This window comes from Lentzea waywayandensis, from assembly GCF_900115955.1.
Classification (GTDB): Bacteria; Actinomycetota; Actinomycetes; order Mycobacteriales; family Pseudonocardiaceae; genus Lentzea; species Lentzea waywayandensis.
In genome coordinates, this window is the sequence record NZ_FOYL01000020.1 from 126,592 (window position 1) to 152,438 (window position 25,847).

The following is a 25,847-nucleotide window of genomic DNA, read 5'->3' on the forward strand; positions in this document are numbered from 1 at the left end:
CGCCCACCAGGGAGACGACCCGGCGGCGGTCCGGCACACCCCCGCCCACCAGGGAGACGACCCGGCGGCGGTCCGGCACACCCCCGCCCACCGGGGAGACGGCCGAGCATCCGTCCGGCACACCCTCGACCACCAAGCCCGCCCGACGCGAGTTCGCCACCCTGTTCGCCGCCTACACCCTCGAAGGCGTCGGCTACATCATCGCCGGCACGTTCCTGGTCGCCGCCATCAGCGGCCCTCTCGGCAGCACCTCGTGGATCCTGGTCGGACTCTCTGCCGCCCTCTCCCCCGTGCTGATCAGGCCACGCCGCCACGCCCTCCCGATCGCGCTCGCGGTCCAGGCCGTGGGCATCGCACTCCCCGCGCTCTTCAGCACCACCGCTGCCGCCCTGGTCGCGGTCGTCCTGTTCGGCGGCACGTTCATCGGCATCGCCGCCACCGCCCTCAAGCTCGGCACCGACCTGGGGTTCCCGAGAGCTGCGGCCACCCTCACCGCCGGCTACTCGGCGGGCCAGATCATCGGCCCGCTCGTCGCCACCCCGTTGCTGCACAACGGCTACCACCAGGCGTTGCTGCTGGCGGCCGCGATCGTGCTGGCAGCGGCCTTCACAGCTCTAGCACCACTTTCACGTCACCGGGCCGCGACTCGAACGCCTCCGAGAACGATTCCAGCGGAACTCGCCGAGTGATCATCGCCGACAGCCACGCGTCGTCCGCGCGGTCCAGCACCGCCGATGCCTCCCGGTAGTGCCGCACGTTCGAGTTGACCGTGCCGAACACGATCCCGTTGCGCAGCACCAGATCCCGGTTGATCTGCCCGATGTCGGCCGGAATCACCTCGGTGGACGGCACGCCGGTCAGGCACACCAGGTCCCGCCCGAGCAGCCGCGCGACGAGCGACGGCGCCCCGGTCGCCTCGATCACGACCGGGCAGTCGGGCAACGTCCGGTGGTAGGTGGCGCCGAGCGACTCGACCAGCGCGGGCTTCGGGCCGTCCACGGCGAGGTCGAACACGTGCACGTCCAGCCCTCGCTGCACCCCGATCAACGCCGCCAGCAGCCCGATCGGCCCCGCCCCCGTCACCAGCACGCTCTCGAACGGGAAGGGCGCCAGCCGGTCCAGCCGCTCCCACGCCTTGACCACGACCGACACCGGCTCGACGAGCACACCTGTCGAGGAACTGACACCGACGGCGTAGGCGGCGGGCACTGTCCACAATGTAGAGCCGTAGCCGTCGAGGCCCGTGATCCCGCGCTCGGTGTACTGCCCGTTCCGGCACATGTCGAACTCCCCGCGCGCACACGCCACGCACGGCACCGGATCGGGTCTGCGGACGACCCCGGCGACCAGCGACCCAGGCTCGAAGCCCGGTCCGCTGATCACCCGGCCCAGCGACTCGTGGCCGATCACGAGAGTTCCGCCGACGCCGAACTCGCCGCGCACGATCTCGCGGTCCGTCCCGCAGATGCCGATCGCCACGCCCTCGACCAGCAGGTCCTCCGGTCCCGGCGCCGGATCGGGCAGTTCGGTCAACGACAACGACCCGGTCCGTGCAAGATCAACCGTCAGTGCGCGCATGAAGACCATTCTTGACATATCAACAGCGACGCGCTGGTATGAGAGCGCTCTCACCGCCGCTGAAATGGTCACTGCCTGTCTCAGTGAGGAGATAGTCGATGCGCAAGCTCCTGCTGCTCGCGACATCGGCCCTACTAGGGCTGACAACGATGTCCGCACCTGCTGTTCAAGCCGCTCCACCGAACCTGCTCCCCCTGACCGTCACGAACAGCTCGGGCCGCGGTGACGCGACCCACCTGTACGTGTTCGGCGAGATGGGCGGCCGGCTCGGGTACGTGAACGCGAACGGCCAGTTCACGGCCTGGTCCGGAGGCGGAATCCCGCCGACCCCGGCACCGGACGTCTCGATCCCCGGCCCCGGGAACGGCGCCAGCCGGACCCTGCAGATCCCGCTCAACCTCGCCGGCGGCCGGCTCTACATGTCCTTCCGGGACAAGCTGAAGTTCTCCCTCGTCCCCAACGGCCTGGTGCAGCCCGCGCCGTGGGCCGCGGGCGACCCGAACCGCGACATCCTGTTCGACTGGAGCGAGTTCACCTACAACGGCGGCGGGTTGTGGTTGAACAGCTCGCAGGTGGACATGTTCTCGGTGCCCCACGCGGTCGAGGCGACCTCGCAGAGCGGCGTCACCAAGAAGACCGGCCAGCTGGTCTCCAACGGGCGCAACCGCATCTTCGACCAGCACCAGCAACTCGGCGGCGACTGGTCGCGGCTCGTCCACACCCGCTCGGACGGCACGCGACTGCGCGTGCTGAACCCGAGCAAGGGCCTCGACGCGGGCGTGTTCTCCGGCTCGTACTTCGCGAACTACGTCAGCAGCGCCTGGTCGACGTACCAGAACACGCCGCTGACCGTCGTGCCGTACCAGAACGAGCCGAACCGCAGGTTCACCGGCCGCGTCAGCGGCGGGTCGCTCAACTTCACCAACACGTCCGGCCAGCAGGTCGCGTCGTTCCAGCAGCCGTCCACCCGTGACGTCTTCAACTGCGACGGCCGGCTCGCGGCACCGAACAACGACGTCGGCGCGATCTCGCGCTCGCTGTGCGCCGGGCTCAACCGCTCGACGTTCGGCTTCATCCACACCCAGCCGACCTACAACGCGGGCGACTTCTACACCCGTGCGACGACGAACCACTTCTCGAAGATCGTGCACCAGAACATGGTGGACGGGAAGGCTTACGGGTTCGCGTTCGATGACGTCGGCGCGTTCGAGTCACTTGTTCACGAACCGAACCCGCGTTCGGCGAAAGTCACGCTGACCGGATTTTAAACCGAAGCAATCTTGCTTTTGATCGACTTTCACTCCACTGTGTGAGACGCCGTCGCCGCGGCTCTCACACAGTGGAGTCGTTGTGTGCGTACGGGTCCTGCTGGTCGAAGACGACGAGCGAATCCGGCAGGCGCTGAGCCTTGCCTTGTCCGACGAGGGTTTCACCGTTGACGAGGCGGGTTCGGGTGAAGAGGCGTTACCGCGTTTGGAGACGGAATCGTTCGATGTGATGCTGGTGGACCTCACCCTGCCCGGCATGGACGGCCTGGAGGTCGTGCGGGCCCTCCGATCACGCGGTGACCTGCCGATAATCGTGGTGACGGCGCGAACGGACGCCCGTGACGTGATCGCCGGGCTGGAGGCGGGAGCGGACGACTACGTCACGAAACCGTTGATGGCCGGAGTTCTCGCCGCGCGCATCCGCGCGTTGTTGCGCAGACGCGGGCCGGGCCGCGAAGCCGTTCGGATCGGGGAACTGGAAATCCGTCCGCAGGAAGGGCTCGTGCACCGAGCGGGGGAACGCGTTCATCTCACCAGGACGGAATTCCGGCTGTTGCTGGAACTCGCTGGTGCGAGCGGGCGAATCGTCACCAGGGAACAGTTGCTGCAAAAGGTTTGGGGATATGACTACTTTGGTGACACCCGGCTGCTCGACGTGCACATAAGGAGACTTCGCCGCAAGATCGAGGCCAACCCGGACGATCCGGAGCTGGTGCTCACCGTGCGCGGCACCGGCTATCGGATCCGCTCGTGAGACTCACGCTGCGCTGCCGGGTCACGCTCTCGTTCGGTTTTGGCCTGCTGGTCGTCACGAGCGTGCTGGCGTTCGCGACCTGGAACCTCGCCTCCGGCTACATGCTGCGGCAACGGGAGGCGAGCGCGACCAGGCAGGCCGAGGTCAACGTGCGGCTGGTCGAGAGGTCGCTGGCCTCGCCGGGCTTCGACGAGCTGCTGACCGGGCTCACCACCGGGCCCGACTCGTCGATCCTGGTGATGAGCCCCGAAGGGCTGGTGACGGCGGGCCGCAAGGTCGAGCCGTCGCAGCTGCCGGCCGGGCTGGTGGAGCACCCGCCCGGCAAGGAACGGATCACCGTGGACGGGCTGCCGATGCTCGCCGTCGCGCGGCCGGTGGCGGGCAACGCCGTCTACGTCGAGCTGTTCGGGTTGCAGCAGCTCAACCGGACGTTCGCGTTCCTGAGCGCGGTGCTGATCGCCGGCACGATCGGCTCGGCGCTGCTCGGGGCCGCGCTGGGCTCGTGGGCGTCGAAACGGGCGCTGAAACCGTTGACGGAGCTGAACTGCGCGGCGGGCAGGATCGCCGGGGGTGATCTGCACGCCCGGCTGCCCGACCAGGACGACCCGGATCTCGCGGCGCTGGCGGCGAAGTTCAACTCGACGGCTCAAGCGCTGGAGCAGAGAGCCTTGCGGGACGCCCGGTTCGCGTCGGACGTCTCGCACGAGCTGCGGTCGCCGTTGACGACGATGGTGAACGCGGGCGCGGTGCTGCGCCGTCGTCGCGAGCATCTGCCCGGCACGGCGGGCACGGCACTGGAACTGCTGACCTCGGAGGTCGACAGGTTCGCGCGGATGGTCGTGGACCTGCTGGAGATCTCCCGGGCGGACCAGACCGACGACCCCGCGCCGGAGGAGATCGCGCTGGACGCATTGGTGCGCAATGTGATCGCGACCCGCGCGCCCGTGCCGGTGGCGCTGGAGCCCGCCGTCGTGCAGGGTGACCGGCGCAGGCTCGACCGGGTGCTGACCAACCTGCTGGACAACGCCGAGCGGCACGCCGGTGGCGCGGTGCTGGTGTCCGTGCGGACCGCTGGAACTTCCGCGCGGCTGGCGGTGGAGGACGCCGGGCCCGGCGTGCCCGAGGCGTTGCGGGAGGAGATCTTCGAACGGTTCGCGCGCGGGGTGATGGCGGGCAGCCGGGGTGACGACACGGGCAGCGGGCTGGGGCTGGCGCTGGTCCGCGACCACGTGCACCGGCTGGGCGGCCGGGTCTGGGTGGAGGATCGTGAGGCGGGCGGCTCCCGGTTCGTCGTCGAGATGGTCTTACGGAGTTCTGACGGCTAGCGCCTGGGGCGCGCCGGGTCGCCACGTGAGTCCTACGGTCGGTGCATGCGAGTACTGATCACCGGCGGGGCCGGGTTCATCGGGTCGCACGTCGCGGACGAGCTGACCTCCCAGGGCCATGAATGCGTGGTGCTCGACGCGTTGCTGCCCGAGGCGCACAGCGCTGTTCCCTTGCTGGACCACGAACTTGTCCTCGGCGACGTGACCTCCCCGGACGTGCTGCGGCCGTTGCTGTCCACTGTGGACGCGGTGTGCCACCAGGCGGCGATGGTCGGGCACGGCGTCGATCCGTTCGACGCGCCTTCCTACGCGCGCCACAACGACCTGGGCACGGCGGTGTTGCTGGCCGAGATGTACCGGGCCGGGGTGTCACGACTGGTGCTGGCGTCGTCGATGGTCGTCTACGGCGAGGGGCGTTATCGGTGCCTCTCGCACGGGATCGTGCGGGCCGAACGGACTGCGGCTGACGTCGAACGCGGTGTGTACGAGCCGCGGTGCTTCTGCGGCGACTTCGTGGTCTCCGAACTGGTGCCCGAGGACGCTCCGCTGGAGCCTCGCAGCACCTACGCGGCCACGAAGCTGGCGCAGGAGCACCTCGCGGTGGCGTGGGCCTGGCAGACCGGCGGGAGCGTGTGGGCGTTGCGCTACCACAACGTCTACGGCCCGCGGATGCCGCGCGACACCCCGTACGCCGGGGTCGCGTCGATCTTCAGGTCCGCGCTCCAGAACGGCGTCGCGCCTCGCGTGATGGAGGACGGACGGCAGCGGCGCGACTTCGTGCACGTCACGGACGTCGCGCGGGCCAACGTCCTGGCCCTGTCGTCACCGCGGCCGGGCTTCGAGGCCGTGAACGTCTGCTCCGGCACCCCGCACACCATCGGCGACCTGGCGTTCGCGCTGGCCGACGCGTGCGACGGGCCGACGCCCGAGATCGTGGGCGGGGCGCGGCCGGGCGACGTCCGGCACGTGGTCGCCTCGCCCGCGAAGGCGTTGGACGTGCTGGGTTTCGAGGCTCAGGTCGGGTTCGAGGAGGGCGTGCGGGAGTTCGCCTTCGCCGCGCAGCGGGAGTCCGTCACCAGTTCGTGAGCACGAGGTGGTTCACCGCCAGGGCCGTGATCGCCTGGGCGGTGAGCCACCTCTTCCTGTTGCCCAGCTTCGCGGTGCCTACCAGGAGCCAGACCGCGAACGGCAGCCAGATCCGTTCGGTCTCGGCCTTGCTCAGCCCCGACAGGTCGGCGGCCAGGATCGCGATTCCCGCCGCGACGACCCATTTGTCCTTGCGCAGCCCCTTGATGCCCGCCGGGCCGATGACCAGCGCGAGTGCCGCGAGGTTCGCCCACACCCAGTACCAGTACGGCCTGGTGTCGCCGATGCCCTGGTAGTAGCGGAGTTTCACGAGCTCGTAGCCGTCGAGCCACCAGAACCCGCTCAGTGCGAACGCTCCCACGACCGCGAGCACGCCCCCGACGGCCCAGCCGATCTTCCTGCCGGCCGCGACGATCGCGAGCGGCGCCAGCAACACCAGGCCGTAGGACAGGAACAGGCACCAGCCCAGCACGATGCCGCCCAGCAAGGGCCACCGGGTGAGCAGGTAGATGCCGACGGCCGCGACGCCCATGAACATGCCGTCCGCCGACGCGCCGACCCACACCGCTCCTGGGAACAGCACCAGGAACGGCAGCACCGCGTTGTCGTTGACGGCCTTGGGAATCGCGACGACCGCGAGCGAGCCGACCAGGACGCAGAAGATCGACGCCACGGCCCCTCCCCCGAGCCCGACGCGGTCGAGCGCGACGAACGTGAGCAACGCGCCCGGCGGATGTCCGGAAACGTGCGTGGTCCACGAGTCGGGCAGGAAGTCGGGGATGCGCGCGGCGAACCCGTGCAGCATCGCCGGGACGTCGGTGATGCCGGGGACCTCGTGCAGGTACTCGTCCTCGGTCGTCAGCCTGGTGACGAACCGGCCCCAGCCGTCGATCATCGCCAGCGAGAAGGTGAACGCCACCGAGGCCGCGTAGGCGATCGGCATCGCGAACCTGTGCTCGGTGAGCTCAGGCCCCTTGGCCACGACGAGGAACGCGATCAGGACCGCGATCGGCGTGCCGGGGCCGAGGTGCGGCTGCCAGTTTCCGAAGATCGGCGCCGCCGAGGCGTAGAGGAGGTCCGGGTCGTGGGCGTTGACGACGATCCCGATGATGACGGCGGCAGCGACGAGCAGTCCTGCGATGACTAGACGCACCGCGCCCAACCTAGGGGGTGCCGGGGGACTCGCGGGCCTCGCAAGACAACCGTAAGAACTCTTTGGTGCGTCACAATTCCGTAAGCACCACAACACTTTCCGATGGTCCAGGGTGGACACATGGATGTCGTGTTGCCCTGCCTGGACGAGGCCGCCGCACTACCCGCGGTCCTCGCCTCCCTTCCTGCCGGATACCGCGCGATCGTCGTGGACAACGGTTCTGTCGACGGCTCTCCTTCGGTGGCCGCCACTCATGGCGCACTGGTCGTGCACGAGCCCAAGCGCGGCTACGGCGCCGCCGTGCACACCGGTCTGCTCGCGGCCACCTCCGGTCTGGTGGCGTTCGCCGACGCGGACGGTTCGCTGGACCTGGCCGAACTGCCCGCGATGGCCGCTTTGCTCGCCGACGCCGACCTCGTCGTCGGCCGGCGAAGGCCCGTGCAGGCCGGCGTCTGGCCGTGGCACGCGCGGGCAGGCAACGCCGTGATCGCGTCCCTGTTGCGGCGCAGGGGTTTGGACGTGCACGACATCGCACCGCTACGGGTGTGCCGACGCGAAGCCTTGCTGGCACTGGACGTTCAGGACCGCGCCTTCGGCTACCCGCTGGAACTTCTGGTGCGCGCGGCCGAGGCGGGCTGGCGCGTGCGCGAGGTCGACGTGTCCTACGGCCCGCGGGCGGCCGGCACGCGGTCGAAGGTGTCGGGTTCGGTGCGCGGCACGATGCGGGCGGCGCGGGACATGGCGGGGGTGCTGCGATGAGGTTCTGCCTGCTGATCATGGCCAAGTCGCCGATCCCCGGCCAGGTGAAGACCCGCCTGTGCCCGCCGCTGACCCCCGAGGAGGCCGCGGACGTTGCGGCAGCTTCGTTGCTCGACACGGTGGAGGCCGCCCTGAACACTCCCGGTGCCGTGCCGGTGGTCGCGCTGGCCGGGGTGGTGCGGCGCGAGGACGTGCGGGACGCGCTGGCGGAGTGCGTGGTGATCCCGCAGCGCGGCCAGACGTTCGCGGACCGCCTGGTGCACGCGCACGCCGACGTGGCGCGGTTCAGGATGCCGGTGTTGCAGATCGGCATGGACACGCCGCAGGTGACGCCGTCGCTGCTGGAGTCGTGCGGGGAGTTCGACGAGGCCGCGCTCGGGTTCGCGCTGGACGGCGGGTGGTGGGCGCTCGGGTTGCGGGATCCGCTGCGGGCCGAGGTGTTGCGGGACGTGCCGATGTCCCGCGCGGACACGGGGGTGCGGACGCTGGAGGCGTTGCAGGGCTGGACGGCGTCGGACGAACCGGCTCCGCACGACGGCACCACGCCGCGCACGCCGGAGGCGTTGCAGGGCCGGAAAGCGTCGGGCGAGCCGGCTCCGCGTGCTGGCGCACCGCTGCAGACGTCGGACGAACCGGCTCCGCGCGACGGGCTGCGGGTGCGGAACCTGCCGATCCTGTCCGATGTGGACACGATGGTCGACGCGCGTGCCGTGGCCGCGTCGGCACCGCACACCCGGTTCGCCGCCACGCTGACCGAGCTGACGGCGGTGGCGCGATGATGTTCGACCAGGCCCTCCAGGGCCGCCCCAGCTGGCTCGACCTCCCCGGCACCGCCCCACGCGAACTGAGCGTCGCCCGCTGGCAGGCCGACGCGGACGGCGGCGACTCCGTCCTCCTCGACGCCTGCTCCGGCCCCACCCTCGACGTCGGCTGCGGCCCCGGCCGTCTCGTGGCGGCGCTCCTGGCCCGCCAGGTCCAGGCGCTCGGCGTCGACGTGTCACCGGAGGCGATCCGGCGTACCACCGAACGCGGCGGCATCGCGATCCGCCGTGACGTGTTCGACCTGCTGCCCGGCGAAGGTCGCTGGCAGCACGTGTTGCTCGCCGACGGCAACATCGGCATCGGCGGTGACCCCGCCGCGTTGCTCCGTCGCGTGCACCAGCTCCTCAAGCCCAGCGGAACCGTCGTCGTGGAGGTCGAGCAGCCGGGTTCCGGGCTGACCATCGGCCAGGCGCGGGTGCGGACGGAAGGTTCCAGGGGCGACTGGTTCCCGTGGGCGTGGAGTGACGCGGAGTCCCTGACCGCCGACGGGTTCTTCCTGCTGTGGCAGGTCGAACGCGCCGGGCGCTGGTTCGCGTGCTGGGAGCGGCTGTGAAGAACCCGGCTTTCAAGTCCCCCGCGCACCACACCGGCGTGACCAGCCGAGTCGGCACGTGGCTCGGCATCGCGTTCGGCCTGTGCTTCGTCACCGGACTGCTCAGCCATGGCGTGCAGCACGACTGGGTGTGGCCGACCCGCCCGGTCGACCTCTACCGCGTCACCCAGGGGGTGCACGTGATCTCCGGGGTGGCGTCGGTTCCGTTGCTGCTGGCCAAGTTGTGGAGCGTCTACCCGAAGCTGTTCGAACGGCCGCTGGTCAAGTCCGTGCCGCACGCACTGGAACGCGGCTCGATCTTCGTGCTGATCGCGGCGTCGTTCTTCGAGCTGGTCACCGGGCTGTTCAACGCGGCGCAGAACTACCCGTGGTCGTTCTACTTCCCGACCGCCCACTACGCGGTGGCGTGGATCGTGATCGGCGCGCTGCTCGTGCACATCGCGGTGAAGATCCCGGTCATCCGGCGCACTCTCGAACCCAGGTCCGAAGAACGGACCATCCTGTCCCGCAGGGCTTTCCTGCGCACGACGGCGTTGACGACGGGGGTCGCGGTCGTCGCGACGGCGGGCGTCACGGTGCCGTGGCTGCGCAAGATCTCCGTGCTGGCCTGGCGGTCGGACGGCGACCTGCCGGTCAACCGGACCGCGAAGGCCGCGAACGTCGTGGTGCCGCAGGACTGGCGGCTCAAGGCGGGTGCGAAGAGCTACTCGCTCGAAGAACTCCGGGCGCTGCCGCAGACCACCGTCGACCTGCCCATCGCGTGCGTCGAGGGCTGGAGCCAGAACGCGACCTGGACCGGCGTCCGCGTCTCCGAACTCGTCAGCGGAGGCGACGTGCGGGTCGAGTCGCTGGAGAAGGACGGGCTGTACCGGGCGACCACGCTGCCCGAGGCGTTCGCCCAGGACCCGCTGACGTTGCTGGCGCTCCAGCTCAACGGCGAGGAGCTCAGCCCGGACCACGGCTATCCGTGCCGGCTCATCGCGCCAAACCGGCCGGGAGTGCTGCAGACGAAGTGGGTCACGTCGCTGGAGGTCGAGAAGTGAGCACCACGACCGGCACGAGGTTCGCGCTGGGCGCGGCCGGGGTGGCGCTGGGAGCGTGGGGCGCCTGGCTGCTCCTGCCCCAGATCACCGTCGAACTGCTGCTCTGGCTGGGCGGCGGCGTGGTCCTGCACGACTTCCTGATCGCACCGCTCGTCGGCGCCTCCGGGCTCGTGATCAAACGGCCGTCGATCGGCATCGGCCTGACGGTCTCCGGGGTCATCACGCTGATCGCGGTTCCGTTGCTGTGGCGGGAGTACAGCGGGCCGGTCAACCCAGGCCTGCACGACCGCGACTACCCCACCGGAGTCGCGGTCGCGCTGGGCGTGACCTGGGCCGCCGTGGCCCTATACGAGGTCGCGGCGCACCTTCAGAAGCGTCGCCGCGCCGACGAAGAACACCACGTACCCGACGAGGAACAGCGCCGCGGTGGTGCCGCTCAGATCAGTCAGCACACCGGGAGCACCCGATCCGCCGACGGCACCGGCGAGGTTGCCGGCCGATCCACCGGGCAGGACCTTGGTCAGCGACTCGACCGGCCCGAGCAGGGAACCCACGCCCCGCAACAGGTTCTCGGTCACGATCGCCCACATCAGCCCGAGCCCGACGGCCAGCGCGGGTCCCTTGGTGACGACGCCGAGGAACACGCCGAACCCCGTCCACATGGCGGCGATCAGCAGTGACGCGCCCAAAGCCTGGAAGACGCCGAGTCCCGGCAGGCTCCAGTCCCAGCCCTCCAGCGACGCGATCGTGATGGACGCGCCGAGGTTCACGACGAACGTCAGCGCCACCAGCAGCACCACGACGATCCCCAGCGCCCCCAGCGTGCCGGCCATCGCCGAGACCCGGCGCGGACCGGCGGTCAGCGTCGTCTTCCAGGTGCCCCAGCCATATCCGCTGCCGACCGCGAGCGCCGCCAGCACCAGGATGATCGCCCCGCCGAACATGGGCAGGCCGCGCACCACGGCCGCGCCCACGTTCTCCGGTTGCATCGCGCTGATCAGCTGCTGCTGCGAGAGGTCACGCGTGTTGGTGCCGCCGTTCAGAGCGAGGTAGTTGAACACGTAGCCGAACGTCAGCGTCATCACCAGCCAGACGCCGATCAGCACCCAGGTCGCCGGCCACTTCCACAGCCTCAGCAGCTCCGCCTTCACGCTGCCCATCACGCCGCTCCCGTCATCTCGAAGAAGACCTCTTCCAGGGTCCGGCGCAGTGGCCGGACCTCCTGCACGTCCACGTCGGCGTGCACGAGCGTGCGCACCAATGCCCCCGCGTCGGTCTCGCGCACGTGCAGCACGTCGCCGTGCAACGTGCTGCCCTCGATCAGCACGTGTGCCTTCTCGATCGGGTCGGCGCGGATCAGCAGCACGGTGTCGCCGCGCAGCTGGTCGACCGTGCTCTCCGCGACCAGCCGGCCCTGAGAGATCACGCCGACGCGGTCGCAGATCTCCTCGACCTCGCCGAGCAGGTGGCTCGACAGCAGCACCGTCTGGCCCTGTGCCGCCAACGCCCGCACCAGGTCGCGCATGTCGGCCATGCCCGCGGGGTCGAGACCGTTGGTCGGCTCGTCGAGGATCAGCAGCTCCGGCCGGCCGAGCAGGGCCGCGGCGACGCCGAGCCGTTGCTTCATGCCGAGCGAGTACCGGCGGAACTTCTCGTCGGACGCACCCACCAGGTCGACCTGCTCCAGCGCCGCTTCCACGTGCGTCCTGCCGACGCCCCGGCGAGCGGCGTGCACGCGCAGGTTGTCGCGGCCGGACAGGTAGGGGTAGAAACCGGGCCCCTCGATCAGCGACCCGACCTTGAGCAACGCCTTGGGGGTGCCGGGCGCCTCACCCAGCACTGATGCGGTGCCGCTGGTGGGCTTCACAAGCCCCAGCAGCATGCGGATCGTGGTCGTCTTGCCCGCGCCGTTGGGACCGAGGAACCCGTAGACCTCGCCCCGCCGCACGGACAGACTGACCTCGTCCACCACGGCGCGGTCGCCGTAGCGCTTCGTCAGCTTCTCCGTCGTCACGATCATGCCGACAATCGTGTTCTCGCGAGAGCATCGGGTCGTCCGCTCCGGAGCGTCATGAAGATACGCACATCTGCGTACGTCCCCGGTCGTATGGTCGGCAGCATGCGCATCAAATGGCAGGACATCGCGCTGACCGTGGCGCTGCTGTTCTTCGGACTCGGCGGGACGCGGTTCGCCGCGCGTCTCCAGGGAGCGGAGTCAGTCGACGTCCTCGCCTACGTGCTCATCGCCGTCGCGGCCGCCGGCCTGCTGTTCCGCTCAGTCCGTCCGTTGTGGACGGTGGCGGTCACGACCGTGCCGATCGTGGTCTATCTGGCGCTGGGCTACCCGTTCGGGCCGATCCTGATGAGCGGCGTCGCGGCGATGTACGCGGTGGCCGTGTACGCGCGCATCGAACTGGCGGCCGCCTGCGCGCTGGTCTACGCGCTGGCGATCCTGCCGTGGTGGAACGACACGGTGACGTCGTGGATCACCTGGTCGGCGGGCTGGATCCTGCTGCCGGTCGCGGCCGGTGTGCTGATGAAGCTGCGCAGGAAGTCCGCTGTGGACGTTCGCGAGCGTGCCGTGATCTCCGAACGGCTGCGGCTCGCCCAGGAGGTCCACGACGTCGTCGGCCACGGCCTGAGCGTGATCGCCATGCAGGCGGGCGTCGCTCTCTACGTGCTGGACAAGGACCCGGCGAAGGCCCGAGCGTCACTGGAGGCCATCCGCGACACGTCGAAGGAGGCGCTGGACGGCCTGCGGTCCGAACTGGACACTCTGCGCGGCTCGGCCCCGCTGACGCCGACGATCACCCTCGCCGACGTCCCGGCACTGGCCACGCGGATGCGTGAGGCAGGGCTGGAGGTGTCGGTGGAGGTGGCCGAGGTCGAGCTGCCCGACACCTACCAACTCGCCGTCTACCGGATCGTGCAGGAGTCGCTGACCAACGTCCTGCGCCACTCCTCCCCCGGCGTCACGGCGTCCGTGCGCGTGTACGTCGTGCGTGGCGAGCTCGTCGTGCACGTGACCGACACCGGCACGCCCGCCACGTTCACCGAGGGCCACGGAATCACCGGCATGCGCTCACGGGCCGAGGCACTGGGCGGCACGCTTGAGGTCGACGGATCGCACGGCTTCGCGGTGATCGCCCGGATACCGTTGCCGTCATGATTCGCGTGGTGGTGGCCGACGACCAGCCGCTGGTCCGGATGGGACTGCGGACGTTGATCGAGACCGAGGCCGGCGTCCAGTTCGCCGGAGAGGCCGCCGACGGCCGCGAGGCGTTGTCGCTGATCCAGTCGGTGAAGCCCGACGTGGTGTTCCTCGACATCCGCATGCCGTTGATGGACGGCCTGGAGGTGCTGCGCCGCGTGAGCGCCGATCCCACCTGCGCCGAGGTGCGGATCGTCATGCTCACGACGTTCGACCTGGACGAGTACGTGTTCGAGGCGCTGCGGACCGGCGCGTCCGGGTTCCTGGTGAAGGACTCCGACCCGACCGACCTGCTGCGCGCCGTGCACGTGGTGGCCGACGGCGGTTCGCTGCTCTCGCCGACCGTCACGCGCCGCGTGATCGACCGGTTCGCGTCCGGGGCGTCGGCACGGCCCGTGCCGCACCTGGACAAGCTGACCGAACGCGAGCGGGAGATCATGCGGCACGTGGCGTCCGGCGCGTCCAACGACGAGATCGCCGCCGTGCTGGTCATCTCGCCCGCGACGGTGCGCACGCACGTGTCGCGGGCGATGGTGAAGCTGGGCGCACGCGATCGCGCCCAGCTCGTCGTGTTCGCCGTGCAGTCAGGCCTCACCTGACCGGGTCATTGACCGTTCTGGGCCAAACCTGCGACCGTTCGAGAACATTCTCGGAACTTTCTCAGGGAGGCGGCATGCGAGCGACGTTCTTGGGCACAGACCCGCTGTCTGGCCACGGCAACTCACCCACTTTGTTCAAAACCGACCGAACCGATCGGAGCACCTACATCGCACAGGGGTGGGTGGTCACTGATCCGCAGGCGCTCGCGGACATCGGTCCGATCCCCGCAGGGGAGACGATCATCGAGATCCCCGAGGACGTGCTGCGCTTCTTCCAGAAGAACGAGGAGGCGGACCGCTGACCCGCTACCCGTTTCCCAGCCCTGAGTTCGACGAACTCTTCAAGACCTACGAACACACCGCGTTTCGACTTGAAGTTCGTGAACGCTACAACTCACCTGATGAGCAGGAGTCGCTGGGGAACTTCCTGGCAGGTCAACCAGATGACTGGCCGGCACGCGACGACGACGGCTGGCTGCCGATGATCAGAGCGACCACGGCCGAAGGCAAGCGGTTCGAACGAGTCCGCGTGGTGAACGTGCCACCAAGCGACTACACGAGATTCGGTCTCTGGTCATCGCGGTGGACGGTCGGCGCGGGCGAGGACATCCGATATCTGGCCCGCAACCGGGCGGTCGAGCAGGGCTTGCCCAGTCACGACTACTGGCTGTTCGATTCGCGCAAGCTGGTCCTGATGCACTTTGATGATGCCGATGATCGCCTGGTCGAGATCGAGGTCATCGAGAATGATCCCGAGCAGATCATCCTGCACAACTACTGGCGTGATGCGGCCCGCCACCACGCCTTGAGACGGGAGGACTTTGCCGCGGAACACAGCATCCGAGGCGTCTAACGTCCACGAAGCGCGCACCGCGCTCGGCAAGCGACTCCGTGAGCTGCGTCAGCACGCCGGATTGACCGGCAAGCAGCTCGCGGAATCGTTGGCGTGGCCGCCCTCGAAGATCTCCAAGCTCGAGAACGGACGTCAGACCCCGACTGATGACGACCTCCGAGCCTGGGCGCGCATCACCGACGCTCCAGGAGAGGTCGACGCCCTCCTGGCAAAGCTGCACACACTTGAGACGCAGCACGCGGAGTGGCAACGGCTGCTGCGGACAGGAGCGCGGGCGCACCAGAGCGCACTCGCCGAACTCGACGCGAAGATCCGCTTCTACCGGGTGTTCGAGACCATGATCGTGCCCGGACTGCTTCAGATCCCTGAGTACGCCAAAGCATGTCTTGGACACGGGTCCGTGATGGACGAGGTTCGGGACGACATCGCCGAGGCGGTGCAGGTGCGCATGCGGCGTCAGGACATTCTCTACGCTCCGGATCGGCGTTTCCACTTCGTGCTCACTGAGGCTGCCTTGCGCTACAGGCTCTGCTCCCCCACCGCGATGCTGGGCCAGCTCGACCGACTCGTATCGCTGTCCACGTTGCCCAATCTCAAGCTCGGCGTGATCGACTTTCGGACGCTGTACCGCCACGAGTTCCCGACGCACGGCTTCTGGCTGCTCGGCGAGGATCTCGTGCAAGTGGAGACGTTCTCCGCCGAGCTCAACCTCGCCCAACCCCAGGAGATCGAGCTCTACGGCAAGATCTTCGAGTCTCTGGCCGGCATCGCCAGCTACGGCCGAGCCGCCCGCCAGATCATCATGCGGGTGATCGACGACCTTTCCGCCGAAGTCGAGGAAGATCCTCCGACCAGGTAGGCCACAAGAAATTTCGAGAAACCGGCTGGCCTCAAACCAGCCGGCCCTCGTACAAACTCTCCATGGACTGGAACAAGGCGGCCGACGAGGCACGGACCCTCATGCAAGCCCACGAAGCGCTGAGCCGAGTGATGCCGCGCCCGAACGCCCCGAAGCGAACCTGGGTCGAGTACCACCGCCGCAGCGCCGCCGTCTACGCGCGGGTCGCCGAGATCGACCGCGGTCACTTCCACGAGACGATGTTCTGGGCGACCCGCGAACGCGAGAAGGCCGAATCCATCGAGCAGTCAGCTCTGACTTGAGTCGAACGCGGCCTTGAGGCCTTGCGCGATCTCCGGCGGGATCGAGTCGTAGGCGCGCGGCGGCTGCGGGTCGTACTCGATGCCGACCTGTACGGCCTGCGCGACCATCTCACCGAACTCGGCCTCGACCAGCCGCAACGCCATGTCGATGCCCGCCGACACGCCCGCGCCGCTGACGACCTTGCCGTCGAACACCACCCGGTCCGTCGACACCTCGACGCCGCGCACCTCCAGGTCCTCGCGCGCGGCCCAGTGCGTCGTGGCCTTCGAGACCAGCCCTGCCTCGGCGAGCAGCGTCGAGCCGGTGCACACCGACGTCGTCCACTTCGTCGTCGGGTGGATCTCGCGCAGCCACTCGACGACGCCGCCGGAGTCCCTGAGCAGTTCCCTCCAGTGCCCGGAGCCCGGTACCACCACGATGTCCGTGGACTTCAGCGACGAGAACGTGTCGGTCGGCACGACGGTCAGGCCGTTGTCGGACGTCACCGGGTCGAGCGTCGCGGCGACGAACCGCGTCGTGACGATCGGCACGCTGCCGAGCACCTCGAACGGGCCGACGAAGTCGAGCGCGGTCATGTTCGGGTAGAGCACGAACGTGGCTTCCATCAGGCAACCCCAGTGGTCCGGAAACGGGCGCGGTAGCTGCCCGGCGACACGCCGAGCACGCGCAGGAAGGCTCTTCGCAGGGTCTCGGCGGAGCCGAACCCCGACTGGCGGGCGACGAGGTCGAGCGAGTCGCCGGTGCTGGCCAGCCGGTCGGCGGCGGCCTCGACGCGGGCTCGTTCGACGTACTGCGCGGGCGAGACGCCCACGTTGCGGGAGAAGACGCGGGCGAAGTGCCGCACGCTCATCATGGCCTTGCGCGCCATGACCGGCACCGTCCACTCCCGCGTCGGATCGGCGTGGATGTCGTCGAGCAACGCGCGCAACGAGCCGTCCCGCACCGGCTTCGCGCGGGTGTGCACGCTGAACTGCGACTGGCCGCCCGAGCGTTGCAGGAAGACGACCAGGTACTGCGCGATCCTGCGGGCCAGCGCGGGCCCGTGGTCCTGCTCGACCATGGCCAGGGCCAGGTCGATGCCCGCCGTGACGCCCGCGGACGTGGACACCTCGCCGTCGCACACGAAGATCGCGTCCGGCTCCACCTCGACGCCGCGGTTCTCCAGCTCGCCGGTGAACGCCCAGTGCGTCGTCGCCTTCTTGCCCTTCAGCAGTCCCGCGCTCGCCAGCACCACGGATCCGGTGCAGACACCGGCGACCCGGCGCGACTTCAGCGCGAGCCGCCGCAGGTTGGTCATGAGCACCGCGTCGGACGCGGCCTCGTCGTAGCCCCAGCCGCCGACCACGATCAGCGTGTCGATCGGACGGTCCAGCTCGCGCAGATCGGCGCCCGCCTCGATGCGCACGCCCGCGGTCGCGGTGAACGGTGCTCCCCCGAGCGTGGCGAGCGTGACCTCGTACCGCGGTTCGCCGTAGTTCGCTGCCTGGAACACCTCTATCGGTCCCGCCAGGTCCAGCAGCGCCGTGCGGTCGTAGCCGACCACGACTATCTCCCTCAGATTCCCCACACCTCCACTTTCCTCATCCCCGCCTGAGGCGGCAACGACATATCCCCCTCGCATTCGGCCACCCCCGTAAACTGGTGCGCGATGCGCAAAGTGCTCTTCTTCGCGGCGATCGGCCTGCTCACGATCCTGCTGGTCGTGAGCGACCACGTGTTCCCTCCTCCCTCCGAGCCCGATCGCGAGACCAGGACCGCGGTCGTGGCGCTCGGCGACAGCACGATGTCCGGCGAGGGCGCCGGCAGCTACGAGCCGGGAACCGACGGCGAGGACGGCGGCGACTGGTGCCATCGCTCGCGCGAGTCCGAGATCATGAAGACCGAGTTCCAGGCCGACCAGAAGATCAACCTGGCGTGCTCGGGCGCGAACTCGGACAAGCTGCGCAACGAGCAGTTGCCGAAGCTGCGGGCGATCGCCGGGACGAACCAGGTCGTCGCGATCGTCGTGGCCATCGGCGCGAACGACGACCCGAGGTTCTCCGAGATCCTCAACAAGTGCTTCGAGGCGTGGGGCAAGCGCAGCGACTGCACGTCGTCCGTGGCGCCGGAGTGGACCAAGCGCGTGCGGCGGATGATCCCCAAGGTCGAGAACACGCTCAGCGCCATCCGCCAGACCATGCGCGACTCCGGCTACCTCGACTCCTCCTACCAGCTGGTCGTGCAGTCGTACGCGGCGCCGGTCTCACCGAAGATGCCGCAGTCGCTGCAGAACCTGTCCGGCTGCCCGCTGCGCACCGCCGACCTGGAGTGGGTCGTCGAGGAGGCCGTGCCGGAGCTGTCGAACGGCCTGCGCACGGCCGCGGCGAAGGTCAACGCCCGGTTCCTCGACCTGGCGCGGGCCGGTGAGGGGCATGAGGCGTGCGTGGGCGGCAGCAAGCCGGAGACGGAGTGGTTCACGCGGTTGACGGTCGACTTCGACGGTTTGAAGGACCAGAAGCGCGCATCGCACGCGTTGCAGGAGTCGTTCCACCCCAACGCCCGCGGCCACGAGCAGATCGGCCGATGCCTCACCGAGTTCCTGGCCTCCGACAAGCGCGACGGCGCGTGCGTGCCTCGGCTGAACGGCTCGCTCGGCCTCACGACGGAGAGTTAGGCCCAGCGTTTGAGTTCGCTCGTGGGCCAACCGGGATTGCCCGTGCGGGCGAACCTCGCCCACGCCTGCGCGATGTCGCCGCGGAACATGTCCGGGACGTCGGCGCCGTGATGTGCCGGTGTGCGGGCGTAGATCGAACGGAACGCGCCGCCGTGCTCGTCGGCCAGCCGCATGGTCGGCTTCTGGAACAGTTCGGCGTCCTCGTCGGCGGTGTGGCAGACCAGCAGATCCACGTCGTACGGGCCTTCGAGCGGGCTGCGCGGCAGCGTGTCTCCGTCGACGATCGGTTGGTACAGCACGACTTCCGGGTCGGCTTTCCGCTGGACCTCGACCGCTTCCTCCGGCGTGAAGAACCGTCCGGCGAGGCTGTGCGCGATCGCCCGGTGGAACAGGCCCTTCGCGGACGGCATGACCATCAGGCTCGCGACCGTCTGCGCGCCGGACGACTGCCCGGCGACGGTGACGTTGGCCGGATCTCCGCCGTAGCGGGCGATGTTGCGCTGGATCCAGCGCAGCGCCGAGACGACGTCGAGCAGCCCGCGGTTGTGCGGAAACCCTTCCAGGGCACCGTATCCGTCGACCGCGAGCCGGTAGTCGCAGCTGACGAACACGATCCCGTTCGACGCGTGGGCGTCGCCCGCGTACTCCGGTTGTGCCGAGGTGCCGACGGTGTTCGCGCCGCCGTGGATCCAGAGGATCACCGGGGCCGGACCGTCCGTTGTGGACCAGACGTTCAGCGTGTGCCGGTCACCGAACGTGCCCGCCGGCTCGCCGTCGCAGTCCACCGGTGGGTGGAAGCGCAGCGAGCCGACGGGCGGTTCGGCGTAACGGATTCCGAGGTTCAGGCCGTCACCTGGTGCGAGACCGGCAGCACGCGCAGGTTCGCCGCCGCCCGTTCCAGCTGGGAGAGCACGCTCGGCCGCATCCCCGCGATCTCCTGTTCGGCCGCCGGCCCGGAGATCTCCTGCAACAGCACCTGCTGCGGGTGGTCACCCTCGGCCTCGGCGACCGCGAGCACGCGGAACGGCGTGCCGGGAGCGAAGAGCACGCGTTCCTCGGTGGACACGCTGACGCGGTCGGTCACCTCGACCACGCGGCCGGTGACCGACCAGATCAGGTACTCGGTGACACCCTCGATGCGCTGGGACGGGTTCGCGACGGCGTCCAGCAGGCCGTGCTCCACCAGGACCTCGCCGTGGCGGTAGCGCCGCGGCCCCGTGGGACCGCTCATGCCCCACACCGCCGCGATGCCGTTGTGCACGGGCAGGCGGTTCAGGCCCGAGACGATGCATGCGACGTACGGGCGCAAGCGGCCCAGACGTCCCATGCGGAGCGTTTCGACGACCATCTCCTCGTCCTGCGACACGCACGCCAGCAACGCCGTGAGGTCGGTGACCATGGCCTCGAACGCGGCCGGGTCCTCCTCCGCGTCCGGACGCTGGGAGAGCAGGCGGACGACCGTCGCCGCGTGCACGCCATAGCGTTCGCCGAGCGCACGGCGGACCGTGTCACGTTCGGCGTCCGAGCTGCTGTGGTCGACGGCGACCGTCTCGCGCTCGCCGTTGTTCTCCGGCGGGATCTCCCACAGGGCCAGCGGTTGCAACGGCAGCGGGCCGTCCACGCGGAACCTCACCGGAGCGGAGTCCGGGTCGTCCGACGGGAACGCGGCCTCGTCCGGGTCGTCCAGCGCGTGCGACGACACGGTCGCCATCGCCGGACCGGCGCCGATGCTCGCGTACGCGGGCCGTTCCGGTTCGGGCTCGGCCGGCGTGACGGCGGTGAAGAAGCCCACGCCGTTGTCCGACGAGTCACGCGTCGACAACGCGTGTGCGGGCGTGCTCGGCGCCGGGGGCTGCGCGGGCGGAGGAGGCGGCGGCGCGGTCACCTTGGAGTCGCAGAACACCAGCCGCAGGAGCTTGCGCACCTCGGGCTCCAGGCGTTCGACGAGAGCGGCGCCGTGCACCGCGACCGCGCCAGGCGTCGTGCGCCCAGGCGTGCCCACGGTCAGACGTGCCCACTCCGGGTCGAGGGGCTGGGTGCGCACCTCGGCCGCGTTGTACGGCTCGTCCTGCTCGCGCACCCACAGGCCTGAGGGCACGACTTCGAGCACGACGCCGTCGCCGAGGGAGAACACCCCGGGAGAGACCTCGGTCAGGCCCTGCACCGGCGTCCGGTAGCCCGACACGACGGGCACGGACTCGTTCGGCACGCACAGCACCTCGGTGACGAACGGGCGCCACGTCTGCTGCCCGCGCGGGTCGACCGCGATGACCGCGGGCCCGCCGCTGCGCAGGTTGCCCACCGGCAGGCCGGTGAACATGGCGATCGGCTCGCCGATCTGGTCGGCGATGAGGCTGCCGACGCTCGCGTCGATGCCGTACGGGACGAGCCGCACGCGTGACCGGGCCGCCTGCGGCAGCGCCGTCAGCAGGCGGCACACCTCGTCGATCGGGATCGCCGACTGGCCGGGGCCGCCGACGACGACCGTCAGCACGTTGTCGCGGCACGGCAGCGCCACGATCGGCCGCGAGTCCTGGGCGCCCGGCTCGAACGGCGGCTGCTGCGCGCGCAGCCAGAGTCCGCTCGGAATCGGCTCGGAGATGCCGATCTCGCCCGTCGGCCACGGCGAGTTCGGGTCCATCGCCTCCCACTGCGGCACCGGGAAGCGGCGGCCGAACGGCATCGGGGACGCGTTCGGCTGGAACTTCACCCAGCTTCCGTAGCCCTGCGTGCCGACGACGAACGCGGCACCGGGCACCGTGGTGAGCACGCCGTCCGGCGCCACGACCTCGGTCTGAAGCTGCTCGGCGAGCCACTGCGCGGGCGCGGTGGGCCGCATCGTCCCGGCGTGCGACACGGCGAGCCGGATGGGCCCACGGCCGTGCAGCGCCGCCACGACGTGCGGCCAGAAAGTGCTTTGTTCCCCGCCCGGGAAGTCGACCACGACCACGGTCCGGCCGGTGTCGGCGGGAAGGGCGCGCGCGAGTCCTGTGGCGCCCTGGCTGGGGCCCTCGGGATTGGAGACAACGAGCGTCGACCCCACCAGGTTCGCCGCGAAGGGCGTCCTCTGGGGTGCTGGCTCCGGCGGCGACGCTGCTGCCGGGGGCTGCTCGACGGGATACAGATCCATGTCCTGCTCGGTGCTCGTGATCGTCTGAACCCCGAAAACGCCCTGGCCAGAACTCTGGGTCTGTGGTTGCTGGTCGCCATGCGCGGCGGCACGTCGGCCCATCAAGCGCCTGATCACCTCCGTGCCATCCCGGTCACTCGCCCTTTCGGCTTAATCGGGCAACGAGCGTGCACGCTATCAAGACGCACCGCACACTTGTCACCCAGTCGGGTTATTTGGCTTCATCCGATCGAGACCCACACGGCGCGTGCTCGTCCGCACACTCCGTCAGGGCCGATGATCGCGGACGCGGAGTAGGCCTTGCGTCCGTCCCGGCCAAGCTCCCACGCCAGGAGCACGTGGTCCACGCCCAGTTTCACCGGACGCTCGACCTGGGCGACGAAGGTGCCGAGCACGAACGCCGGTCCCCCGTCCGGTGCGACGGGCTGCGCGGACGGGCAGTCGAGGGCGGCCCAGACGATCTCCGGCAGGACGCTGACCCCGTCGTTCGGCAGCGCCTCGGACGGCCGCCAGACCCCGGCCCACTCCGCGCGGCCGTCGAGCGGGCCGAGCAGCGCGGCGATGCCGTCCTCCCTGCCGGGACCGCAGCCGAAGCACGTCGGGAACGGGTGCTTGTCACGCCACGGCACCTTCGCGGAGGCCTTCAGCGCCTCGTCCAGCGTCGGCGCGGCGGGAACCTCCAGGTCGAGCGTGACGGGCTCGGCCGAGGCGATCACCGCGTCGCCGTCGAGCAGCTGCCCGTCGCGGACCTCCATCTCGCGGTCCAGCGGCACCGGCCTGCGCAACCGGACGCTCACCGCCGGGGCCTGGACGTGCGCGGCGAGCAGACCGGCCGAGTACCCGCCGTTGCCCATGCCGGGAGGCCCGTTGAACCTGCTCGCGACCGTCACAGTGCTCATTCGAGGCCCTCCGCGTACACCCACTGGCCGTTCTCCCTGATGAACTTGCTCCGCTCGTGCACCACGCCCCCGACGTAGTGCGCACGGAACTCCACCACACCCTCGCTCTGCAGCAGACCGCCGTTCTCGGTCGCCAGAATTTCAAGCTTCAACCAGCGGTCGGTCGAGTCGATTCCGGCACTCCTGGGGCGGTTCCTCGCGGCCCACGTGCGCAGCAGGTAGTCCTCATCGGACACCGCGAAAGCGCTGTAACGCGAACGCATCAGCTGCTCGGCCGTGGCCGCCTTGCGGGCCCCGGAGTGCAGCGCACCGCAACAGTCCACATAGGACTGGCCGGTACCGCAGGGGCACAGTTTGTTGTTCACGTCCACATTGTGCCTGGTAAACCCATTAGAACCGATGCCGCACCCCGTACGTACCCCTTGTCAAGACTGACTCGCGGGAGGCAGAGGAGACGGCAGTGAGTGTCGACAGCAGGACTGAGCTCGTACCGCTGCGAACGTGGTTCGGGCTCCGATGGCGCGGCTACGACCGCGACGAGGTGGACGACTACGTCGCCGAGCTGGAAGCCGAGCTTCGCCTGGTCACAGCCGACCGCGACGCCTCGGAGGCCCGTGCGGAGACCCTGGCGAGCAGACTGGTCTCGGTCCAGGAGGAGAACGCCGCCCTGCAGGACGGCCTGCACCGCATCTGCCTGACCCCGATCGACCCGAAAGGCCTGCCGGAACGGCTGGCCCGCATGGTCGCCCTGGCCGAGGAAGAACGCCGTGACGTGGTCAGGGACGCGCAGCTCAAGGCGTTGATGATCGTGGGCGAGGCCGAGCAACGAGCCCGCCGCCTGGACGAGGAGGCGGCAGCGAAACGCGACGGGATCCGCGAGGACTTCCGGCTCGCGATGTCGGCCCGCCGCGCCGAGGCGATGCGCGCCCTGGCCGAGCTGCGCAACGTGGCCCGTGACGAGGCCGAACGCATCGTCGCGGAGGCGAAGGTGCAGAACCTGCACATCACGTAGGCGCCTGATCTGGTGCGAAGCCCGGCCTGGGACACCCGAGAGCCCCAGGCCGGCCGCACACACTCCCCGGCCTCGGGAGAATCAGGCAAGAAGACGAGAGCTTCGGTCTCCTGCTCACCCACCCTGCACTGGTCTTATTGGTTCATCAACAACCAAGCAGACCAGAACAGGCGGTAGGAACATGTCAGTCGCAATCGTGACCGGTGGCAGCTCGGGCATCGGCTGGAGCACGGCCGTCGAACTGGCTCGGCGAGGCGCCGCCGTGATCCTCACCTACGGCTCCAACGAGGCAGGCGCCAAGCAGGCAGTCTCCGTCATCGAGCAGAACGGCGGCAAGGCCGTCGCCCTCCCGCTGGACCTGGGCCGCAGCGACACCTTCCCGGCGTTCCGCGACCAGGTCGCGCAGGTACTCGGCGGCTGGGGCCGCGACACGTTCGACGTCCTCGTCAACAACGCGGGCTTCGCCCAGACGGCCCTGTTCCCGGACACGACGGAAGAGCTCTTCGACAAGTTCTACCGCGTCCTGCTCAAGGGCCCGTTCTTCCTCACCCAGACCCTGCTCCCGCTCCTCGCGGACGGCGGCGCGGTGCTCAACACGACGAGCAGTTCCACCGAACAGGCCGAGCCCGGCTACTCCGGCTACGCCACGATGAAGGGCGCCCTGGTCGTGCTGACGCGCTACCTGGCCAAGGAACTGAGCCCGCGCCGCATCCGCGTCAACTCCGTCTCCCCCGGCGCCACCCGGACCAGGTTGGGCGACGACGCCTTCGAGAAGTTCCCGGAGTTCATCCCGGCTCTGGCCGCGAAGACCGCGCTGGGCCGCGTCGGCGAGCCCGATGACGTGGCGGTGGCGATCGCGGCGCTCGCCGGAGAGGACGGCCGGTGGATCACCGCGCAGAACGTCGAGGTGTCGGGCGGTTTCGGACTCTGACCCGCGAGAGCGGTGTCACTGCATGTTCGTGACGTGTCCGTGCTCGGGGAACGCGACGCACGTGTAGAGCTGCAGGTTGTAGCCGCGGCCGAGGCTCAGCATCGTCGGCTCGTGGGCCGCCGGGTACGGCGGACGGGTGGCCCCGGCATCCTCGACCGGCTGCCAGCTCGTCTTGCCGTCCCATTCGGAGCTGGCGATGGTGAGCAGGGGTACGACGTCCGCGCCGCAGTCCGGGCAGGACATCGGGTACGGGTCGGAGAAGCTCCACGGCGCGTGCCCGCCGGCCTTGCAGCCGGAGGCGACGGACAGCTCGTACTGGTACTTCTGCTCCTCCCGCTTCTCCCACTCGTGCACCTGCCCGGCCAGATCCTCGGGCAGGCAGTGCGGAGCCGGGTACTCCGTGACCGTCTCCGGGTGCAGCACGCACGGCTGTGGCAGGTAGTTGTCGTCGACCGCGGCCGGCAGCGGCGGGGTGGCCAGCGGATCCGTCACCTCGGCGGCGACCCGCCAGCGCAGCACCGTGCTCGGCACGTAGCCGTCGTCCTCGTGGTCGAACGGGCACCACAGCACCTGCAGCAGGTCGGCACCGTCCGGACGGGGAAGGCCGGGGACGTCCCGTGCGTACAGCTGGGCCACCGGCACCATCGGCGCCGGGCCGTCCTGCGCGATCTCCTCGCCGTCGTCCACGCGGTCGACGACGGCTTTCTCGTCCTCGGTCAGCAGGTTCACACCGTGCTCACGCGGCCTGGCCCACGCCTGGGTCAGGATCCGCCGCCGCGCCATCACGTCGGGCACGCTCGCGCCTTCGAGGAACGGGCCGGCGTGCTCGGCGCAGGTCGGCCACGGTTCCCCCGCCGGCCACAGCAACGGGCCGCCGATCGAGCTGTCCGCCGCGGCCGGCTCACCGGGCCGGGGGTGCAGCCGCACCGCGGTGCGGGCCAGCGGGGCCATGGCGGGCAGGTGCGCCACGAGGTCGACCGGGCGCGGCGGAGAGGTACGGGCCATGGCGGGATCGTAGTAACGGGCGGGGGTCGCCCTCGCCGACGCGGGCGGTCA

The 25,847-nt window shown here is 69.7% G+C and carries 29 protein-coding genes; 17 read left to right on the forward strand and 12 right to left on the reverse strand.

Annotation, left to right across the window (positions count from 1 at the left end):
- On the forward strand, positions 1-689 hold a 689-nt coding region (locus BM417_RS43835; RefSeq protein ID WP_143139081.1), incomplete at its 5' end, for a YbfB/YjiJ family MFS transporter.
- Here the strand turns inward: BM417_RS43835 and BM417_RS43840 are convergent.
- Complete coding sequence (locus BM417_RS43840) at positions 607-1,578, reverse strand: alcohol dehydrogenase catalytic domain-containing protein (RefSeq protein ID WP_093606072.1); 972 nt, start codon at positions 1,576-1,578, stop codon at positions 607-609. The genes BM417_RS43835 and BM417_RS43840 overlap by 83 nt on opposite strands.
- Before the next feature lie 98 nt (positions 1,579-1,676).
- Here BM417_RS43840 and BM417_RS43845 point away from each other — a divergent pair, with 98 nt between their 5' ends.
- From BM417_RS43845 to BM417_RS43860, 4 genes are all read left to right on the forward strand, one after another.
- A complete protein-coding gene (locus BM417_RS43845; RefSeq protein ID WP_093606027.1) occupies positions 1,677-2,846 on the forward strand; it encodes a beta-1,3-glucanase family protein in 1,170 nt (389 codons plus the stop codon).
- An 82-nt stretch (positions 2,847-2,928) separates the two neighbouring features.
- Entirely contained in the window at positions 2,929-3,600 is a 672-nt protein-coding gene (locus tag BM417_RS43850) for a response regulator transcription factor (RefSeq protein ID WP_093606028.1), read from the forward strand.
- Positions 3,597-4,925, forward strand: a complete 1,329-nt coding sequence (locus BM417_RS43855; protein WP_093606029.1) for a HAMP domain-containing sensor histidine kinase — start codon at positions 3,597-3,599, stop codon at positions 4,923-4,925. The genes BM417_RS43850 and BM417_RS43855 overlap by 4 nt, the downstream gene beginning before the upstream one ends.
- A 45-nt stretch (positions 4,926-4,970) precedes the next feature.
- Complete coding sequence (locus tag BM417_RS43860; protein ID WP_093606030.1) at positions 4,971-6,011, forward strand: NAD-dependent epimerase/dehydratase family protein; 1,041 nt, start codon at positions 4,971-4,973, stop codon at positions 6,009-6,011.
- On the opposite strand, the gene BM417_RS43865 is transcribed toward BM417_RS43860, so the two are convergent.
- Positions 5,998-7,164 (reverse strand): hypothetical protein, encoded by a 1,167-nt coding sequence (locus tag BM417_RS43865; protein WP_177320952.1) that lies wholly within the window; start codon positions 7,162-7,164, stop codon positions 5,998-6,000. The genes BM417_RS43860 and BM417_RS43865 overlap by 14 nt on opposite strands.
- 120 nt (positions 7,165-7,284) lie before the next feature.
- Here BM417_RS43865 and BM417_RS43870 point away from each other — a divergent pair, with 120 nt between their 5' ends.
- The 4 genes from BM417_RS43870 to BM417_RS43885 are packed head-to-tail and all read left to right on the forward strand — an operon-like array spanning position 7,285 to position 10,341.
- Positions 7,285-7,923, forward strand: coding sequence for a glycosyltransferase family 2 protein (locus BM417_RS43870; RefSeq protein ID WP_093606032.1), 639 nt, complete (start codon positions 7,285-7,287; stop codon positions 7,921-7,923).
- Complete coding sequence (locus BM417_RS49660) at positions 7,920-8,702, forward strand: TIGR04282 family arsenosugar biosynthesis glycosyltransferase (RefSeq protein ID WP_093606033.1); 783 nt, start codon at positions 7,920-7,922, stop codon at positions 8,700-8,702. The genes BM417_RS43870 and BM417_RS49660 overlap by 4 nt, the downstream gene beginning before the upstream one ends.
- A complete protein-coding gene (locus tag BM417_RS43880) occupies positions 8,699-9,298 on the forward strand; it encodes a class I SAM-dependent methyltransferase (protein ID WP_093606034.1) in 600 nt (199 codons plus the stop codon). The genes BM417_RS49660 and BM417_RS43880 overlap by 4 nt, the downstream gene beginning before the upstream one ends.
- Entirely contained in the window at positions 9,295-10,341 is a 1,047-nt protein-coding gene (locus BM417_RS43885; RefSeq protein ID WP_177320953.1) for a molybdopterin-dependent oxidoreductase, read from the forward strand. Before BM417_RS43880 ends, BM417_RS43885 begins: the two co-directional genes overlap by 4 nt.
- Here the strand turns inward: BM417_RS43885 and BM417_RS43890 are convergent.
- The 3 genes from BM417_RS43890 to BM417_RS43900 form a co-directional block, all read right to left on the reverse strand.
- A complete protein-coding gene (locus BM417_RS43890; protein WP_093606036.1) occupies positions 10,316-10,612 on the reverse strand; it encodes a hypothetical protein in 297 nt (98 codons plus the stop codon). The genes BM417_RS43885 and BM417_RS43890 overlap by 26 nt on opposite strands.
- 73 nt (positions 10,613-10,685) lie before the next feature.
- Entirely contained in the window at positions 10,686-11,501 is an 816-nt protein-coding gene (locus tag BM417_RS43895; RefSeq protein WP_093606037.1) for a hypothetical protein, read from the reverse strand.
- Positions 11,501-12,361 (reverse strand): ABC transporter ATP-binding protein, encoded by an 861-nt coding sequence (locus BM417_RS43900; RefSeq protein ID WP_407656221.1) that lies wholly within the window; start codon positions 12,359-12,361, stop codon positions 11,501-11,503. The genes BM417_RS43895 and BM417_RS43900 overlap by 1 nt, the downstream gene beginning before the upstream one ends.
- 99 nt (positions 12,362-12,460) lie before the next feature.
- Here BM417_RS43900 and BM417_RS43905 point away from each other — a divergent pair, with 99 nt between their 5' ends.
- The 5 genes from BM417_RS43905 to BM417_RS43930 all read left to right on the forward strand — a co-directional run bounded on the left by BM417_RS43905 (position 12,461) and on the right by BM417_RS43930 (position 16,165).
- On the forward strand, positions 12,461-13,510 hold the full coding sequence (locus tag BM417_RS43905; RefSeq protein WP_177320954.1) for a sensor histidine kinase: 1,050 nt from the start codon (positions 12,461-12,463) through the stop codon (positions 13,508-13,510).
- Entirely contained in the window at positions 13,507-14,151 is a 645-nt protein-coding gene (locus BM417_RS43910) for a response regulator (RefSeq protein ID WP_093606040.1), read from the forward strand. The genes BM417_RS43905 and BM417_RS43910 overlap by 4 nt, the downstream gene beginning before the upstream one ends.
- A 298-nt stretch (positions 14,152-14,449) precedes the next feature.
- Positions 14,450-15,004, forward strand: a complete 555-nt coding sequence (locus tag BM417_RS43920) for a DUF6879 family protein (protein ID WP_093606042.1) — start codon at positions 14,450-14,452, stop codon at positions 15,002-15,004.
- Positions 14,973-15,863: a helix-turn-helix domain-containing protein gene (locus BM417_RS43925; RefSeq protein ID WP_093606043.1), complete on the forward strand. Its 891-nt coding sequence runs from the start codon at positions 14,973-14,975 to the stop codon at positions 15,861-15,863. The genes BM417_RS43920 and BM417_RS43925 overlap by 32 nt, the downstream gene beginning before the upstream one ends.
- A gap of 62 nt (positions 15,864-15,925) precedes the next feature.
- A complete protein-coding gene (locus tag BM417_RS43930) occupies positions 15,926-16,165 on the forward strand; it encodes an AMED_5909 family protein (protein ID WP_093606044.1) in 240 nt (79 codons plus the stop codon).
- On the opposite strand, the gene BM417_RS43935 is transcribed toward BM417_RS43930, so the two are convergent.
- Positions 16,151-16,771, reverse strand: coding sequence for a DJ-1/PfpI family protein (locus BM417_RS43935; RefSeq protein ID WP_093606045.1), 621 nt, complete (start codon positions 16,769-16,771; stop codon positions 16,151-16,153). The genes BM417_RS43930 and BM417_RS43935 overlap by 15 nt on opposite strands.
- Positions 16,771-17,733: a GlxA family transcriptional regulator gene (locus tag BM417_RS43940; RefSeq protein ID WP_245822787.1), complete on the reverse strand. Its 963-nt coding sequence runs from the start codon at positions 17,731-17,733 to the stop codon at positions 16,771-16,773. Before BM417_RS43940 ends, BM417_RS43935 begins: the two co-directional genes overlap by 1 nt.
- 81 nt (positions 17,734-17,814) lie before the next feature.
- On the opposite strand from BM417_RS43940, the gene BM417_RS43945 reads away from it, so the two are divergent.
- Complete coding sequence (locus BM417_RS43945; RefSeq protein ID WP_093606047.1) at positions 17,815-18,819, forward strand: GDSL-type esterase/lipase family protein; 1,005 nt, start codon at positions 17,815-17,817, stop codon at positions 18,817-18,819.
- Here BM417_RS43945 and BM417_RS43950 read toward each other — a convergent pair.
- From BM417_RS43950 to BM417_RS43965, 4 genes are all read right to left on the reverse strand, one after another.
- On the reverse strand, positions 18,816-19,604 hold the full coding sequence (locus BM417_RS43950) for a carboxylesterase family protein (RefSeq protein WP_177320955.1): 789 nt from the start codon (positions 19,602-19,604) through the stop codon (positions 18,816-18,818). The genes BM417_RS43945 and BM417_RS43950 overlap by 4 nt on opposite strands.
- A 56-nt stretch (positions 19,605-19,660) precedes the next feature.
- Positions 19,661-21,949 carry a hypothetical protein gene (locus BM417_RS48315; RefSeq protein ID WP_177320956.1) on the reverse strand — a complete coding sequence of 763 codons (2,289 nt, stop codon included), beginning with the start codon at positions 21,947-21,949 and terminating at the stop codon, positions 19,661-19,663.
- Between the two features lie 221 nt (positions 21,950-22,170).
- The gene (locus tag BM417_RS43960) at positions 22,171-22,848 is read right to left on the reverse strand and encodes a hypothetical protein (protein ID WP_143139078.1); all 678 of its coding nucleotides are present in this window, start codon (positions 22,846-22,848) and stop codon (positions 22,171-22,173) included.
- A complete protein-coding gene (locus BM417_RS43965) occupies positions 22,845-23,213 on the reverse strand; it encodes a YchJ family protein (protein ID WP_093606073.1) in 369 nt (122 codons plus the stop codon). The genes BM417_RS43960 and BM417_RS43965 overlap by 4 nt, the downstream gene beginning before the upstream one ends.
- Positions 23,214-23,308: 95 nt before the next feature.
- Between BM417_RS43965 and BM417_RS43970 the strand changes: the two genes are divergently transcribed.
- A complete protein-coding gene (locus tag BM417_RS43970; protein ID WP_093606050.1) occupies positions 23,309-23,860 on the forward strand; it encodes a DivIVA domain-containing protein in 552 nt (183 codons plus the stop codon).
- Positions 23,861-24,041: 181 nt separating this feature from the next.
- Positions 24,042-24,791 carry an SDR family NAD(P)-dependent oxidoreductase gene (locus BM417_RS43975; RefSeq protein WP_093606051.1) on the forward strand — a complete coding sequence of 250 codons (750 nt, stop codon included), beginning with the start codon at positions 24,042-24,044 and terminating at the stop codon, positions 24,789-24,791.
- 15 nt (positions 24,792-24,806) lie between these two features.
- Here the strand turns inward: BM417_RS43975 and BM417_RS43980 are convergent, their stop codons facing one another.
- Positions 24,807-25,796, reverse strand: a complete 990-nt coding sequence (locus BM417_RS43980) for a hypothetical protein (protein ID WP_093606052.1) — start codon at positions 25,794-25,796, stop codon at positions 24,807-24,809.
- Positions 25,797-25,847: the final 51 nt, after the last annotated feature.